Origin of the sequence: Hymenobacter jeongseonensis (assembly GCF_015694725.1) — a bacterium.
Lineage (GTDB): Bacteria > Bacteroidota > Bacteroidia > Cytophagales > Hymenobacteraceae > Hymenobacter > Hymenobacter jeongseonensis.
The window spans coordinates 349,596-364,904 of sequence record NZ_JADQDQ010000005.1 but is presented as its reverse complement, the minus strand read 5'-3'; the positions used below and the strand labels follow the sequence as shown (position 1 = coordinate 364,904).

The 15,309-nt window shown below is 60.1% G+C and carries 12 protein-coding genes; 11 read left to right on the top strand and 1 reads right to left on the bottom strand.

The genetic code is table 11. The features are described 5' to 3' along the window. The first annotated feature begins 27 nt into the window (after positions 1-27). The 4 genes from I2I05_RS13270 (at position 28) to I2I05_RS13255 (ending at position 3,908) form a co-directional block, all read left to right on the top strand. Positions 28-1,407, top strand: coding sequence for an alkaline phosphatase D family protein (locus tag I2I05_RS13270; RefSeq protein ID WP_196282732.1), 1,380 nt, complete (start codon positions 28-30; stop codon positions 1,405-1,407). Between the two features lie 33 nt (positions 1,408-1,440). Continuing rightward, positions 1,441-2,205, top strand: coding sequence for an endonuclease III domain-containing protein (locus tag I2I05_RS13265; RefSeq protein ID WP_196282731.1), 765 nt, complete (start codon positions 1,441-1,443; stop codon positions 2,203-2,205). A 77-nt stretch (positions 2,206-2,282) separates the two neighbouring features. Next, positions 2,283-3,266 carry a radical SAM protein gene (locus tag I2I05_RS13260; protein WP_196282776.1) on the top strand — a complete coding sequence of 328 codons (984 nt, stop codon included), beginning with the start codon at positions 2,283-2,285 and terminating at the stop codon, positions 3,264-3,266. 129 nt (positions 3,267-3,395) lie between these two features. After that, positions 3,396-3,908, top strand: a complete 513-nt coding sequence (locus I2I05_RS13255; RefSeq protein ID WP_196282730.1) for a gamma carbonic anhydrase family protein — start codon at positions 3,396-3,398, stop codon at positions 3,906-3,908. A 21-nt stretch (positions 3,909-3,929) separates the two neighbouring features. Here I2I05_RS13255 and I2I05_RS13250 read toward each other — a convergent pair whose 3' ends face one another. Continuing rightward, positions 3,930-5,264, bottom strand: coding sequence for a hemolysin family protein (locus tag I2I05_RS13250; RefSeq protein WP_196282729.1), 1,335 nt, complete (start codon positions 5,262-5,264; stop codon positions 3,930-3,932). A 276-nt stretch (positions 5,265-5,540) separates the two neighbouring features. Here I2I05_RS13250 and I2I05_RS13245 point away from each other — a divergent pair, with 276 nt between their 5' ends. The 7 genes from I2I05_RS13245 (at position 5,541) to I2I05_RS13215 (ending at position 15,297) form a co-directional block, all read left to right on the top strand. Next, on the top strand, positions 5,541-7,745 hold the full coding sequence (locus I2I05_RS13245) for a protein-disulfide reductase DsbD family protein (protein WP_230688319.1): 2,205 nt from the start codon (positions 5,541-5,543) through the stop codon (positions 7,743-7,745). A gap of 410 nt (positions 7,746-8,155) precedes the next feature. After that, positions 8,156-8,623 carry an Lrp/AsnC ligand binding domain-containing protein gene (locus tag I2I05_RS13240; RefSeq protein WP_196282727.1) on the top strand — a complete coding sequence of 156 codons (468 nt, stop codon included), beginning with the start codon at positions 8,156-8,158 and terminating at the stop codon, positions 8,621-8,623. Positions 8,624-8,807: 184 nt separating this feature from the next. Beyond that, positions 8,808-9,824, top strand: coding sequence for a glycosyltransferase family 9 protein (locus tag I2I05_RS13235; RefSeq protein ID WP_196282726.1), 1,017 nt, complete (start codon positions 8,808-8,810; stop codon positions 9,822-9,824). Positions 9,825-9,924: 100 nt separating this feature from the next. Next, positions 9,925-11,163 (top strand): M16 family metallopeptidase, encoded by a 1,239-nt coding sequence (locus tag I2I05_RS13230; protein WP_196282725.1) that lies wholly within the window; start codon positions 9,925-9,927, stop codon positions 11,161-11,163. After that, on the top strand, positions 11,160-11,609 hold the full coding sequence (locus I2I05_RS13225) for a YDG/SRA domain-containing protein (protein ID WP_196282724.1): 450 nt from the start codon (positions 11,160-11,162) through the stop codon (positions 11,607-11,609). The genes I2I05_RS13230 and I2I05_RS13225 overlap by 4 nt, the downstream gene beginning before the upstream one ends. A 93-nt stretch (positions 11,610-11,702) precedes the next feature. Next, on the top strand, positions 11,703-12,350 hold the full coding sequence (locus tag I2I05_RS13220; protein WP_196282723.1) for an O-methyltransferase: 648 nt from the start codon (positions 11,703-11,705) through the stop codon (positions 12,348-12,350). Between the two features lie 82 nt (positions 12,351-12,432). Continuing rightward, positions 12,433-15,297: a TonB-dependent receptor gene (locus I2I05_RS13215; protein WP_196282722.1), complete on the top strand. Its 2,865-nt coding sequence runs from the start codon at positions 12,433-12,435 to the stop codon at positions 15,295-15,297. Positions 15,298-15,309 lie beyond the last annotated feature (12 nt).

Genomic DNA, 15,309 nt, shown 5'->3' with positions numbered 1-15,309 from the left:
TCCGCGCAACCAAGAGTAGATTTGGGCATGAAACTACTCCTCATCATTAGGTATGCGCTGGCGGCCGTGCTTGTGCCCGGCACCCTGCTGGCCCAGCCCCGCAAAGCAGCCCCGGCCCGGCCCAAACCCGTGGTAGCAGCGTCGGCACTGCTACGGTCGGGGCCGATGGTGGGCTACTCGGAAATGCGGGAAGTGGCGCTGTGGGTGCAAACCATGGCCCCCGCTACCGCGCAGATTGAGTATTGGGACAAAGAAAAACCGGAGGTGAAGTGGCGCACGGCCCCCGTGGCCACCAAGGCCGCCCGCGCCCACACGGCCCATCTGCTGGCCGACCAGGTGCTGCCCGGCCGGCGCTATGCCTACGCCCTGTACCTGAACGGCCAGCGCGTGGCCCGGCCCTACCCGTTGGAATTTCAAAGCCAGACCCAGTGGCAGTGGCAGCAAGACCCGCCTGACTTCAGCTTTGCCATGGGCTCGTGCGTGTATGTGAACGAAGCACCCTACGACCGGTCGGGCCCCGAGTACGGCGGCGATTACGGCATCTTCACCAGCATCAATGCCCAAAAGCCAGACTTTATGCTTTGGATGGGCGACAATACCTACCTGCGCCCCGCCGACTGGAACACCCGCACCGGCATCTACCACCGCTACTCGCACACTCGGGCGGTGCCCGAAATGCAGCCCCTGCTGGCCCGCACGCACAATTACGCCATCTGGGATGACCACGATTTCGGACCCAACGACTCGGACCGCAGCTACGTGACCAAGTCTACTACGCTGGAGGCGTTCAAAGATTTCTGGGCCAACCCGAATTATGGCCAGGGGGCAGGCCAGGGCATCAGCGGCACGTTTGAATGGAACGACGTGCAGGTATTTCTACTGGATGACCGGTGGTTTCGGGCGCCCAACCGCTACAATCAAAAGGAAAGCGCCTACCTAGGGCAGGCCCAGCTGACTTGGCTGCTCGATGCTCTAACTACCAGCCAGGCCACTTTCAAGCTCATCGCCGTGGGCGGGCAGGTGCTCAATCCGGCCAAAGTATTTGAGAATTATAGCAACTACGAGCAGGAGCGTGCTGCCTTGCTGCAAGGCATTGCCGCTCGCAACATCAGCGGCGTGGTGTTCCTCGACGGCGACCGCCACCACACCGAACTCACCAAGCTGGAGCGCCCCGGCACCTACCCGCTTTACGATTTCACTTGTTCGCCCCTCACCAGTGGCGCGGCCACTGGCGCCCGCAACGAAGCCAATACCGGCCGCGTGGACGGCACCCTGGTGATGGAACGCAACTTTGCCGTGGTGAAAGTGAGCGGCCCGCTGGCTACCCGCCAGCTGCGCATTTCGGTGATGAACAAGGCCGGCCAGCAGCTTTGGGAGCGCACCATCAAAGCGGCCGAGCTGAAGTGACAACCCCAGCGCGGATTGGGCGGTACAACGGTTATGCTTGCTACCTACGCCTCATCTGCCGCCGAAAAAGCCCGGGCCGACCACGAAATCCTTAATGAATTCTACGGGCCCGTGCCCAAGGCGCCCCGCCGCACGCCCATGCGGGAGCTGATTTCCACCGTTCTCTCGCACCGCACCACCCACGCCGACGAGGAGCTGGCCTACGACCGCATGCTGGAAGCCTTCGGCGATTGGCCCGGCGTGCTGGCCGCCCCCACGGCGGACTTAGCCCACGCCATTCGCACCACGCGCTGGCCCGATACCCAGGCACCGCGCATCCAGGAAATTCTGCGGCGAATCCAGACCGAAACCGGCGGGTCGTTCGATTTGAATTTCTTGGCCGACTGGCCACTGGACCGCGCCATGGCGTGGCTGACCGATATGCCCGGCATTGGCCTGAAAACGGCGTCGCTGCTGTTGCTTTTTAATTATCGTAAGCCCGTGCTGCCCGTCGATACGCATGTGCACCGCGTGGCCCAGCGGGTGGGCTTTCTGGGACCGAAAGTGTCAGTCGAAAAGGCCCACGCCGTGCTGCTGGCCTTGCTGCCCGCCGACGCCGAGGCACTGTTTAACTTCCACAAGCACAACTACTGGCACGGGCAGCAAATTTGCTTTTTCCTGCGGCCCAACTGCCCGCGCTGCCCGCTCAAAGGCTTCTGCAATTATTACCAGGAGCACTACGGCGCCGCCACGGCCGAGGCCCTCGCCGCCACGCCTACGCAGTGGGACCCCGCCGCCTGGGGCAAGCTGCCGCACTAGCTTTGTAGCGCGGACTCTGCGAGTCCGCGTGTTGCCCGCCCTTTATGCGCGAACTCCCAGAGTCCGCGCTACCGCTCATGCGCCTCGTTAAGCACCCCGTCCTCTGCAATTACTACGTCACGTACCGCTGCAATGCGAAGTGCGCGTTTTGCGACATCTGGGAGAAACCTTCGCCCTACATCACGCTGGAAGACGTGACGCAAAACCTGCGCGACCTCAAGCGTCTGGGCGTGTCGGTGATTGACTTCACGGGCGGCGAGCCACTGCTACACCGCCAGCTGCCCGATTTTCTGGCACTGGCCCGCGAAATGGGGTTCATCACCACCGTCACCACCAACGGCCTGCTCTACCCCAAAAACGCAGAAAAGCTGCGCGGCTTGGTGGACATGCTGCATTTTTCGCTCGACTCGGCCGACCGCGATACCCACGACCTGGGCCGCGGCGTGGCCTGCTACGATTTCGTGCTCGAAAGCATTCGGGTGGCCAAGGAGCTAGGCGAAAGGCCGGATATCCTGTTTACCGTCTTCCGTAAAAACCTGGCGGACTTGGAAGCCGTTTACCGCGACATTGCCCAGCCCAACGGCTTGGTACTGATTCTCAATCCTGCTTTCGAATACGGCGACGTAGAAACCGGCGAGCAGCTGAGTACCGAGGAGCTGGATTACCTCTCCGCCTTCGGCAAGCGCAAGGGCGTGTATTTGAACGAAGCCTTTATCCAGCTGCGGCGCGACGGCGGCAACCACGTGGCCGCGCCGGTGTGCCGAGCCGCCAGCACCACGCTGGTCATCTCACCCAGCAACGAGTTGGTGCTGCCCTGCTACCACCTGGGCGAACAGAAATTTACCATCGAAGGCAAGCTGTTTGATTTATACAATGCGCCCGAAACTCAGCGCCTCGCCGCGCTGGAAGGCCGTTTGCCCGCGTGCGAGGGCTGCACCATCAACTGCTACATGCAGCCCAGCTTCGCGGTAGAAACCAGCAAATACTTCTGGCAGGCGCTGCCCAGCACGCTGAAGTATAACTGGGAAAAAGGAACGTGGAAGCGGCTGATTGGGGTGTAAAAAGCCCGTCATGCAGCGCGCCGCGAAGTATCTTGCGAGTAGTGACTCAATCAGCTGGATTAGTGGTAGCACGCGAGGTGTTTCGCGGCGCGCTGCATGACGGATTTTTGCTCACTACTCACTGAAATTATGCCCGCTCTCATCCTGCCCGTTCACGGCATCTATCCCGAAATTCCGGCTGATTGCTTCATTGCCGATAATGCCACCATTGTGGGTGACGTGGTGCTGGGCCGGGGCTGCACCGTCTGGTTCACGGCCGTGATTCGCGGCGATGTCCACCGCATCCGCATCGGAGAGGAGACCAATATCCAGGACGGGGCGGTACTGCATTGCACCTACCAGAAAGCGCCGCTCACCATCGGAAGCAGCGTGAGCATCGGGCACCGGGCCCTTGTGCACGGCTGCACCGTGGAAGATGACGTGCTCATCGGCATGGGCGCCATTGTGATGGACCACGCCGTGGTGGGCACGGGCTGCATCATTGCGGCCGGGGCCGTGGTGCTGGAAAATTTCGTGTGCGAGCCTGGATTTTTGTACGCCGGCGTGCCCGCCCGCAAAATCAAACCCGTGACCGCAGAGCAGCGCGAAGGGCTGAAGCGCACCGCCGCCAACTACCAGACCTACGCCAGCTGGTTTAAGTAAAAACTGAAATGCGGCGGGGTTTTATAGTTCGTCGCCCAGCGTACCGCGCGGCTCGGCGCGCTCTTCCACGGTGGTGATGCGCAGCTGCACCAGCTCCACGGCGCGGCGCGAGCGTTGCAGCACGCGGAACTCATAAGGGTCGAGCACGGCGACGTCGCCTACTTCCGGGATGCTGCCGTAGATGACGTTCAGCAGGCCGCCCACTGTTTCATAGTCTTCGCCCTCGGGCAGCGGGAAGGGGAGGTATTCGTTGGCATCGGAAATGGGCGTGGCGGGGTTCACGCGGTACTCGTCCTCGGTCACTTTCTCCACCACGGGCACTTCGTTATCGTACTCGTCCTGGATTTCGCCCACCAGTTCCTCCATGATGTCCTCGATGGTGACGATGCCCGAAACGCCGCCAAACTCGTCGCTCACAATGGCCATCACGATGTGCTTGCGCTGAAACTGACGCAGCAGGCGGTTGATTTTCTTGGTTTCGGGCACGAAGTAGGGCGGCCGCATGATGCGGGCCAGCTCTACCGGCTCTTGGCGCCGGATGATGGGCAGCAGGTCTTTCACGTTGAGCACGCCCACAATGTTGTCGATGTTGCCTTCGTACACCGGCATGCGCGAGTAGCCCTCGTTAAAAACAACGTCGAGAATCTGGTCGGCGGGGGCGTTCACGTCCAACGCCGAGAGCTTGGTGCGGGGCACCATAATCTGCTTCACCATCCGGTCGTTGAACTGGAACACGTTCTCAATCAGTTCGTGCTCCGAGTCCTGGATTTCGCCGCTTTCCTTGCTTTGGTCCAGCAGCATGCGCAGCTCGTCGGAGGTATGGGCTTCACTGCCGTGCCCCGACGCCACCCCGAACAACCGCAGGGTAAGACCCGACAGCTTGTTCAGAATCCAGATGGCAGGGAAGCTGATGATGTAGAACAGCCGCAGCGGCAGGGCAATGGCAATGCTCAGAGCTTCGGGCCGCTGAATGGCCAGCATTTTAGGAGCCTGCTCACCAATTACGATGTGCAATACCGTGATGGTGGCAAACGAAACGGGCAGGGCAATCTGGTGCGCTAACTCAGGCGTCACATTCAGGTCCAGGGCGTGCACGGCAGCCAAAATGATGGAGGCCACCACGCTTTCGCCTATCCAACCCAGGCCCAGAGAGGCCAGCGTAATGCCCAATTGCGAAGCCGAAAGGTAAGCCTCCAGGTCCTGCAACATGCTGAGCGTAAGCTTAGCCAGGCGGTTTCCTTCTTTGGCGCGCAACTCTATCTGCGAAATGCGCACCTTGACCAGCGCGAATTCGGCGGCCACGAAAAATCCGTTTACCAAGACTAGTAAAACGGTAAATAATATTTTTAAACCCATGTGAATGGCTCCCGCGACACGGTCGGTCTGGGGGCCTTAGTTATTCAAAAGTACGGAGATTAGCGCGTCTTGTTGGACTGCTGAACTTTTCGACCGCCAGTTTGTGGTAGGCGCAGCCTTAATTTTGTCGAGGAAAGTGCGCGGAAGCAGTGGCAAAAGGCCGCAACTTGCCTGAACAGACGGTGGGAACGGATTCTGCCGTCAGCGCCTTATTTCAGAACAAAAGCGCAACACAGGACAATAGGCTTCTGGTTTGAAATTATGAAGATTTTTTTGATGGTTAAGTTATTGTTAATCTGGCTGTGCGTAGCTGTTCCGGCTGCGGCCCAGATTCTCACGCCCACGCACCTGAGCACGGCGCTGAGCCAGCCCAGTGCCAAAGTAGGAGAGGAACTGGAGTTGGTGGTGAACGCGCGCATCGACGATAAATGGCACCTGTATGCGTCGGATTTTAGCGACGAAGTCGGGCCGGTAGTTTTTACGCTCGCCTTCAAACCCAGCCCAGCTTACGCCTTGGTGGGCAAGCTGCAATCCGTTAAGTCGCACCACGAGCAGGACGAAGTTTTTAAAGGCGAGGTCGCTTTCTGGGAAAAAACCGGCCAGTTGCGCCAGCGCATCCGGGTGTTGAAGCCGGGCTCGCTCACCATCACCGCCGCGGCCGACTACCAGAGCTGCACCACCGTGGATGGCCGTTGCGTGCCCGGCAACGAAACGCTCAGTTTCGGCCCGATAACGGTGGCTGGCGCGGTGCCGAACCCCGCCACTTCCTCCGCGACCAAGCCCGGTTCCACTGCTTCCACAACTTCTCCCACTACTGCGGCACCCGCTGCTTCAGTGCCCGCGCCGCCGACGGCCAATTCGGTTGCACCCGGTATCGATTCGGCCGCGCAGCCTGCCGTGGCCTCCGCCCCGGCCCTGCCGGGTGATGACGTGCCAAGCGCGGCCAGCGCCGCTCCCGTGGCAACTGTGGCGCCCGCGGCGGCCGAAGACCCCGTGGGCAAGGCCGGTGGCCTGTGGAGCTTTGCTTTTCTGGCGTTCACGTTTGGCTTAGCGGCGTTGGTGACGCCCTGCGTTTTTCCGATGGTGCCGATGACGGTTTCGCTCTTCACCAGCGGTTCCGATAGCCGCCAGCGCGGCATCTTCAAAGCGTTGGTGTACGGCGCCAGCATCATTGGCATTTACGTGTTGGTGGGGGTGCTGGTCTCGGCCCTCTTGGGGGAAGACGGGCCCAACCTCATCAGCACCCACTGGTTGCCCAACGTGATTTTCTTCGCCGTTTTCGTAGTATTTGGCCTCTCGTTTTTGGGGTTGTTCGAAATCACGCTGCCGCATCAGCTCGTGAATACCGTGGACACGCAGGCCGATAAAGGCGGCTGGGCGGGCATTTTCTTCATGGCGCTGACGCTGGTGGTGGTGTCGTTTTCGTGCACCGCGCCCATTGTGGGCAGTATCCTGAGTCTGGCGGCCCGGGGCGAGCGGATTACGCCCATTGTGGGCATGCTAGGTTTCTCGCTGGCGTTTGCTTTGCCGTTTACGCTGTTTGCCATCTTTCCCTCGTGGCTAAAAAGCCTGCCCCGCTCCGGCGGCTGGCTCAATACCGTGAAGGTGACCCTGGGCTTTATTGAACTCATGCTGGCGCTCAAGTTCCTGAGCACCGCCGACCTGGCTTACCACTGGCATTTGCTCGACCGCGACGTGTACATCGTGCTGTGGATTGTGCTGTCGGCGCTGTTGGGGTTTTACCTGCTGGGCAAATTTCGCCTTTCGCACGACTCGCCCCTCGACCACCTCAGCGTTGCGCGCCTGATGATGGCCGTCATGGCCTTTGCTTTCACCGTGTATTTGGTGCCGGGCCTATTTGGGGCCCCGCTGCCGCTGCTGGCTGGCTATTTGCCGCCCCAGAGCAAGAACGATTTTTCGTTGGCTACGGCTGCTCAGGCAAGTAATTCGCCCTCACGCCAAGTAGCCAGTGCCCTGTGCGAAACGCCCCGCTTTGGCGAGTTTCTGGAACTACCGCATAATCTGGACGGCTATTTCGATTTGGAGCAGGCCAAACGTTGCGCCCGCGAGCAGAACAAGCCCATTTTTATTGACTTCACGGGGCACGCTTGCGTTAACTGCCGGAAGATGGAAGCCACGGTTTGGAGCGACCCGCAGGTGCTGGCGCGCCTGCGCAACGACTATGTGGTGGTAGCTTTGTACGTGGACGACAAAACCGAACTACCCGAAAAGGAGTGGTACACGTCGCCCCGGGACAAGCAGCTCAAAACCACGCTGGGTAAGCAAAATGCCGATTTGCAGGTGACTCGTTTTGGCTTCAATGCCCAACCCTATTATGTAATTCTCGACCCCGACGACGCAACCAGCAAGCCCTTGGTTGCTCCCATTGCCTACGAACCCGACGTGGCGCAGTTCCGGGCGTTTCTGGACGCCGGGCTGAAGCAGTTCCAGGGCCAGCGGGCTCCGGTGGCCGCACGGTAGACAACCGCTTGACAATCCAGTCGTAACACCGCATAGTTATTTCCGCAATCGATTTAAAGCACGAAGAGGCGACCCCCACCCAGAGGTCGCCTCCTACAAATGTGAGGCAGACATCCACCCAGATGCGCTACCCCGTTTTCCCCTCTTCTCCTCTGTATCCAACCGCGGCCGTAGTGAAAAGAACCAACTCTTCGGAAAGAAGTTGACTTGCAATAATGCCAAATAATCGGCGTTGATTGCGACTTTGCTTTTCAGTCTACTAAGTGCCTCGGCCATCTGCCTTGGATTACGACAAATGTAACAGTATAAGCTAGATAATGCAAATATCAAGCTTCCTGTTGAAAGAATTTACAATAAATTTAATTTGTTGCCGTTAATTTTGCGTTTACTATAATTCTTTTCTGCAAAATATGCCTAGAAATTACGAACTTGATGATACTGACCGCAGTATCCTTAACCTGCTCATTCAGGATGCGAAAATGCCTTACACGGAAATTGCCCGCAAGGTCAACGTGTCGGGTGGTACCGTGCACGTGCGCATGGCCCGGCTCGAAGAGCTAGGCATCGTGCAGGGAGCCACGCTTCGCATTGATTACCAAAAGCTTGGATACGGGGTTAATGCTTTTCTCGGCATTTACTTGCTGAAAAGTTCGGTGTATACCAGCGTTGTGCAGCAACTGCGCGAGATTCCGGAGGTGGTGAGCATTCATTTTACTACCGGGGCCTACGGGGTATTTGCCCGGCTGGTGTGCCGCGATACGCAGCACCTGCGCGACGTGCTGCACGACCGGATTCAGCCCATTGATGGAATCGAGCGCACCGAAACCCTGATTTCTTTGGAAGAAGTAATCAACCGCCCGGCGCAGCTCACGCACTAGCTCACTGGCCCGGATTGTATGTCTTAACAGGCCGCAGAAGCGTAATTTATACGCTTCTGCGGCCTGATTTGCTAAGGGGCCTGCTACGGGGCTGAACGAGTTGGCTGCTCGGCTTTCTTTGGCAATGCCCACCACGCAAGAATTCGCGGAACGTGGCGCCACGGCTTACTTTCGTACTCGAATTATGCCTATTTCCTCGCCCGCCACGCTGCTCATTCAAACTGCTTTCATCGGCGATGTCATCCTGATGACGGCGCTGCTGGAATACCTGCACCGCGCCGAGCCCGCAACGCCGGTGGATGTGCTGGTGCGGCGCGGCAACGAAGGCCTGCTGGCTGGTCACCCGCACGTGCGGAACGTCCTCATTTGGGATAAAAAGCACCGGAAGTATGCTGCCTTGTGGGAATTGCTGCTGCAGATTCGGGCCACCCGATATGGGCGGGTCGTCACGCTGCAGCGCTTTGCCAGCACCGGCTTTCTCACGGCTTTTTCACGGGCGCCGGAGCGGATTGGGTTCGCCAAGAATCCATTGAGTCGGTTTTTCACGCGCCGCGAGCCGCACACCATCGGCGATGGCACCCACGAGGTAACCCGCAACCTGCGCCTGTTAGCGCCAGCGCTAACAGGCAGCAAGGCTGAGCCTACGGAACTGCCGCGGCTTTATCCTTCGGCTGCCGACGAGGCGGCGGCTGCGCCGTTTGTCGCTGCGGGCCATTACATGTGCCTCGCGCCCACATCGGTGTGGTTTACCAAGCAGTATCCAGAAGAAAAGTGGCTGGAGTTGCTTGCCGTGCTGCCCGCCCACTTGCGCATTTACCTGCTGGGCGGCCCACCCGATGTAGCGGCCTGCGAGCGGCTGGCGGCCGCCAGTAGCCGCGAGGGAGTGACCAACTTGGCTGGGAAGCTGAGTTTGCTGGCCTCGGCGGCCCTGATGCGCGGGGCGGTGATGAACTACGTGAACGACTCGGCGCCCATGCACTTATGCTCGGCGGTGGGAGCGCCGGTCACGGCCATATTTTGCAGCACGGTCCCCGAATTTGGCTTTGGCCCGCTGGCGCCGGTGTCGTTTGTGGTGCAAACCAAAGAAGCGCTGCCGTGCAAGCCCTGTGGGCTGCACGGGCACGGCGCGTGCCCGCTGGGGCACTTTCGCTGCGCCCACACCATTGAGGTTACGCAACTCCTTGCCACCGTGGGCGGATAATATCCGGCAGCATAGAGGCTTTGCGGCGACAATTGCCCCCGGATAACTGTTCATTGTTTGCTGCGCACTCCTCACCGACGCAAGTACCTTTGTACTTCCTATGCCTGACTACGAAATTCACGAATACCCCAACGGTATCCGCCTGCTGCACAAGCAGGTGTTGCATACCAAAATTGCGCATTGCGGCTTCCTGCTCGATATTGGCTCGCGCGATGAGGCCCCCCACCAGCAGGGGCTGGCCCACTTCTGGGAGCACATGGCCTTCAAAGGCACTGAAAAGCGCAAGTCGTTTCACATCCTCAACCGCCTCGAAACCGTGGGCGGCGAGCTGAACGCCTACACAACCAAAGAAAAAATCTGCTTTTACGCCGCGCTGCTCAGCACGCACTTCGAGCGCGCGTTTGAACTGCTCACCGACCTGACGTTTCATTCCGTTTTTCCGGGCCGCGAGGTGGAGAAGGAGCGGGGCGTGATTCTGGAAGAAATGAGCATGTACCAGGACGCCCCGGAAGATGCCATCATCGACGACTTTGATACGGTGGTGTTCGGCGACCATCCGCTGGGTGTCAATATTCTGGGCACCCGCGAAAGCGTGAGTCGATTCCAGAGTGCCGATTTTCATGCGTTTTTGCAGGAGCAGATGCGCACCGACCGGCTGGTGTTCAGTTCGGTGAGCAACCTGCCTTTTAAGGAAGTGAAGCGGCTGGCCGATAAATTCTTGGCGCCGCTGCCTGCCAAGCTCGGGCCGCGGGTGCGCCGCCCGGTGGGCAGCTACCAGCGCAAGTCGCAGGTCGAAACCCGGCCCATTACCCAGGCCCACTGCCTGGTGGGCGGCCCGGCCTATTCGCTGAACGACCCGCGCCGCATTCCCTTTTTCATGCTGAACAACATCCTCGGCGGGCCCGGCATGAACTCACGGCTCAACCTGGCGGTGCGGGAGAAATACGGCCTCGTATACACCATCGACAGCACGTATTCGCCTTACACCGACACGGGCCTGTTCGGCATCTACTTCGGCACCGAGGGCAAGCAGGTGAAGCGCACGCTGGGCCTGGTGCAAAAGGAACTGAAGCTGCTGCGCGAAAAAACCTTAACCACCAACCAGCTGCACGTGGCCAAGCACCAGCTTATGGGTCAGCTCGCCATGAGCGAGGAAAGCAACGGCGGCATGATGCAGCTCCTCGGTAAGAGCACCCTCGACCTGGGCCGCGTGGAGCCGCTGAGCGAAATTTTCGAAAAAATCGAGCGGATTTCAGCCGCCGAACTGCGCGAGATGGCCAACGAAGTGCTAACCGATGACCACCTGAGCGTGCTGCAGTACGTGCCGGAGGCCAAATGAGTCAGCCGGTGTTCGGGCACGTAGGCAGCTACCGCCCCGGCGACACGTTTCGTAATCGAATTGCGCTTGCATTCAGCGGCTTGCACCGCCCGCGCCGGGCAGGTGTCTGCGGCACCCAGCAGATGGGAGCGGAAAGCATCGTGCTGGCCGGCCAGTACGAAGATGATGAGTTCGGGGAGGAGGAAATTTGCTACGCTGGAAATGGAGGCCGCGATGCCAAGTCGGGCCACCAGATTACCGACCAAGTGGCGAGCGGCACCAACTTGGCCCTGCTGAAAAGTCAGGAAACGGGCCTGCCCATTCGTGTGCTACGCAAAGTGCCCGCTGAGGACGATGGTCCTGATGTGTACCGATACGAGGGGCTTTATCAAATCGTGGACTCCAGCTTCGGGCCGGGCAAGTCGGGCTTTCAGGTGTTTGTCTTTCGGTTGCGGCCCATAATTTGAAGCCTGTCAGCCCCAATCGCCTGTCCTCACTTCGTTAGCACGACAGCAGTGAGGACAGGCAATTGGGGAGACTAGCCAATCATAGCTTTTTTAATGACCAATCAAGACTCCATCCAAGCCTACGCCGAACTGCACACCGCACCCGAGCCGCCACTGCTGGCCCAACTTACCCGCGAAACGCACTTGCAAACCATGACGGCGCGCATGAGCAGCGGGCACGTGCAGGGCCGTTTCCTGAGCATGCTGAGCCACCTCATGCGGCCGCGCCGGGTGCTGGAAATAGGCACATTTTGCGGCTATGCCACGCTCTGCCTCGCCGAGGGCTTGGCCCCGGACGGGCGCTTGCACACCATTGAAATTGACCCGGAGAAGGAGGCGCGCATCCGGCGCTACGTGGCAGCGGCCGGCGTGGCAGACCAAGTGCGCCTGCACATTGGCGCGGCCCTCGACGTTTTGCCGGAATTGGTCGATGAAGACTGGGACTTGGTCTTTATTGACGCAGACAAGCGAAGCAATGACGCTTATTTTGAGGCAGTCATCGGGCAGGTGCGCCCGGGCGGGTTGCTCATCGTCGACAATGTGCTGTGGAGCGGCAAGGTGCTGCCCACGCACGAATTGAAAAGCGGCGACAAGGACACGCCTTTCGTGCGCGCTTTCAACGACAAAATGGCTCAGGATGCGCGGGTGGAGCCGGTTTTTCTGCCCCTGCGAGATGGGCTGCTGCTATTGCGCAAAAAGTAGCACGTGGCACCCGCCCAACTGTTGAGTAAACCCTGGCAGGTGTTCTGCCGTCAGACGAGTTTCCGTTGCTTTTTCCAGTTCTATGCGGCTCTTATCCTTCCTGTTTTTCTTGTTTCTTGGGGTGACTGCTGCCCGTGCCCAAGCCCCCACTTCGGTGAGCGGGCGCGTGGCCGATGGCAAAGACCAGTCGCCGCTTATCGGGGCCAATGTGCTGCTTATCCGCTTGCCGGATTCAGTGAAAACCGGCACCGCAGTCGACACGGAAGGCAAGTTTCAATTCGATAACGTGGCCGCGGGGCGCTACGTGCTCGATGCCTCGTTTGTGGGCTACCAAAAGCAGCGCCAGACCCTGACCGTGAGCGGCTCGCCGGTGCAAGTGGGCCTCATTGCGCTGCAAACCGGCGGCATTCAGCTCAAGGGCGTGGTGGTGACGGGGCAGGCCGCGCAGTCGGTGCAGAAAGGCGATACCACCCAGTTCAACGCCAAGGCCTTCAAAACCAACCCCGACGCCAACGCCCAGGACCTGATTACGAAGATGCCGGGCGTGACCGTGGGCACCGACGGCAAGGTGCAGGCCCAGGGCGAAAACGTGCAGCGCGTGCTGGTCGATGGCAAGGAGTTTTTCGGCAACGACCCCGACGCCGTGCTCCGCAACCTGCCCGCCGAAATGGTGGATAAGGTGGAGGTTTTTGACCAACGTAGCGAGCAGAGCCGCTTTTCGGGCTTCGACGACGGCAACACCACCAAGACCATTAACATCGTGACCAAGGTAGAATTCCGCAACGGCACCTTTGGGCGGGTGGTGGCCGGCGCGGGCACGGAGCGCTACAAGGTGAGCGGCAACGTGAACACGTTTAAGGGTGACCGGCGCGTGTCGCTGCTGGCGCAGTCAAACAATGTAAACGAGCAGAATTTCGGCACCGAAGACTTGCTGGGCGTGGTGGGTAATTCCAACCAAGGCGGCGGGGGCCGCGGTGGCAGGGGCGGCGGCAATGGGGGCAACGCCGGCGACTTCCTGGTGAACCAGAATGGCGGCATCACGAGGACTAACGCGGTGGGCCTGAACTATTCGAACTCTTGGAACAAGAAAACCGACCTGTCGGCCAGCTATTTCTTCAACCGGGCCAATAATGCGCTGCTCAGCAACACGCAACGCCAATACGCCGACGCTGGCCGCACCAACTACACCCAAAGCGCCAATAGCAGCAGCCTCAACACCAACCAGCGCTTCAACCTGCGCCTGGAGCACAAGATTGACTCGGCCACGTCCCTGCTGTTTCGGCCGCGCATCAGCTACCAGATGAACGATGCCGCCAGCGTGCTGGCCGGCCGCACCAGTCGCGCCGATACCACGCTGGGCAACCTCAACACCAACTACAACGCCGACAACAACGGCCTGAATGCCGGGGGCGACCTGCTGCTGCGCCACCGCTTTGCCAAGGCCGGCCGCACCGCCAGCCTGACTTTGGGCGGCACCTACACCCAGCGCGAGGGCAATACCGTTCTGCGCACCGAGGACACGGGCTCGGCCCTCAACAACCTCAACCAAACCAGCACGCTGACGCAAAACGGCGGCAGCATGAACGCCAACCTGGCCCTGACCGAAGCATTGACCAAAACCGACGTGCTGCAAGGCAACTACACCATCAGCTACGCGCCCAATAGCTCCAACAAATACACCTACGACCGGCTGACCGGCGACACACGGCAGCTGAACGAAGGCCTGAGCAACGTGTTCGATAACTACTACCTGAACCAGTCGGGGGGCCTTACCTACCGGCACATTGCCCCAAAATATCAGGCCAGCGTGGGGCTCTCGGGGCAGTATTCGGAACTCTACAGCGATGCTCAGTACCCGCGGCCCAGCATCGGGCGGTACTACTTCGTGAACGTGCTGCCCAACGCCAACGTGAACTACCGCTTCACGAAGCAGAAAACCCTGCGCTTCAACTACCGCACCAACACCAGCGCCCCCAGTGTGACGCAGCTGCAGGCCGTGGTGAACAATGCCAACCCGCAGCAGCTCACCATCGGCAACCCCGCGCTACGGCAGGAATTCCAGCACTCCGTCAATTTCCGCTACACGGCCTCGAGCCCCGAGGTGGCCAGCAACTTTTTCGCGCTGCTCTCGGGCTCCTACACCCAGAACCCCATTTCCAATCGCACCCTGGTGGCGGCCCGCGACACGGCGGTAGTGCCCGAGGGCGCGCCCGCCGTGACCCTGCCAGCCGGCAGCCAGCTCACCCAGCCCACCAACCTGAACCAGCAGTACACCCTGCGGTCCCTCGTGAGTTACGGCCGGCCGATTAAGGCCATCAAAACCAACGTAAACCTGAGTTTGAACGCCAACTACACGCAGACGCCGGGCATCGTGAACGGCGGACTGAACTTCGCCCGGGTGCCGTCGTTCGGCGCGGGCCTCACGCTCAGCTCCAACATCAGCCCCAATCTGGACTTCACGGCTTCGACCACTGCGAACCAGAATTTTGTGCGCAACACCCTGCAGGCGCGGCTCAATAGCAATTATTTCTCGCAGGTGACGCGCTTTCGGCTGGGCTGGATTCTGGGGCCGGGCATCAATATTCAAACCGACCTCGTGCACCAGGCTTATTCCGGCCTGTCGGCCGGCTACAACCAGCAGTACCTGCTTTGGAACGCCAGCGTGGGTAAGAAAATATTTCCCGGCCAGCGCGGCGAAATCCGGCTCTACGCCTTCGACTTGCTGGGCCAGAACCAATCCATCCAGCGCAACGTGACCGATGCCTACGTGGAAGACGTGCAAACCACCATTCTGCAGCGCTACCTGATGCTGATGTTCACCTACAACATCCGCAGCGGCAACGTGGTGGCCCCGGCCGAGGCCACCGACGGCCCGCGTGAAGGCCGCGGCGACGGGGGCGGCCGGCGCGACGGCGGGGGCGGAGCCCCAACCGGCGGCCCTCGGTAAGGCATCCTTGGG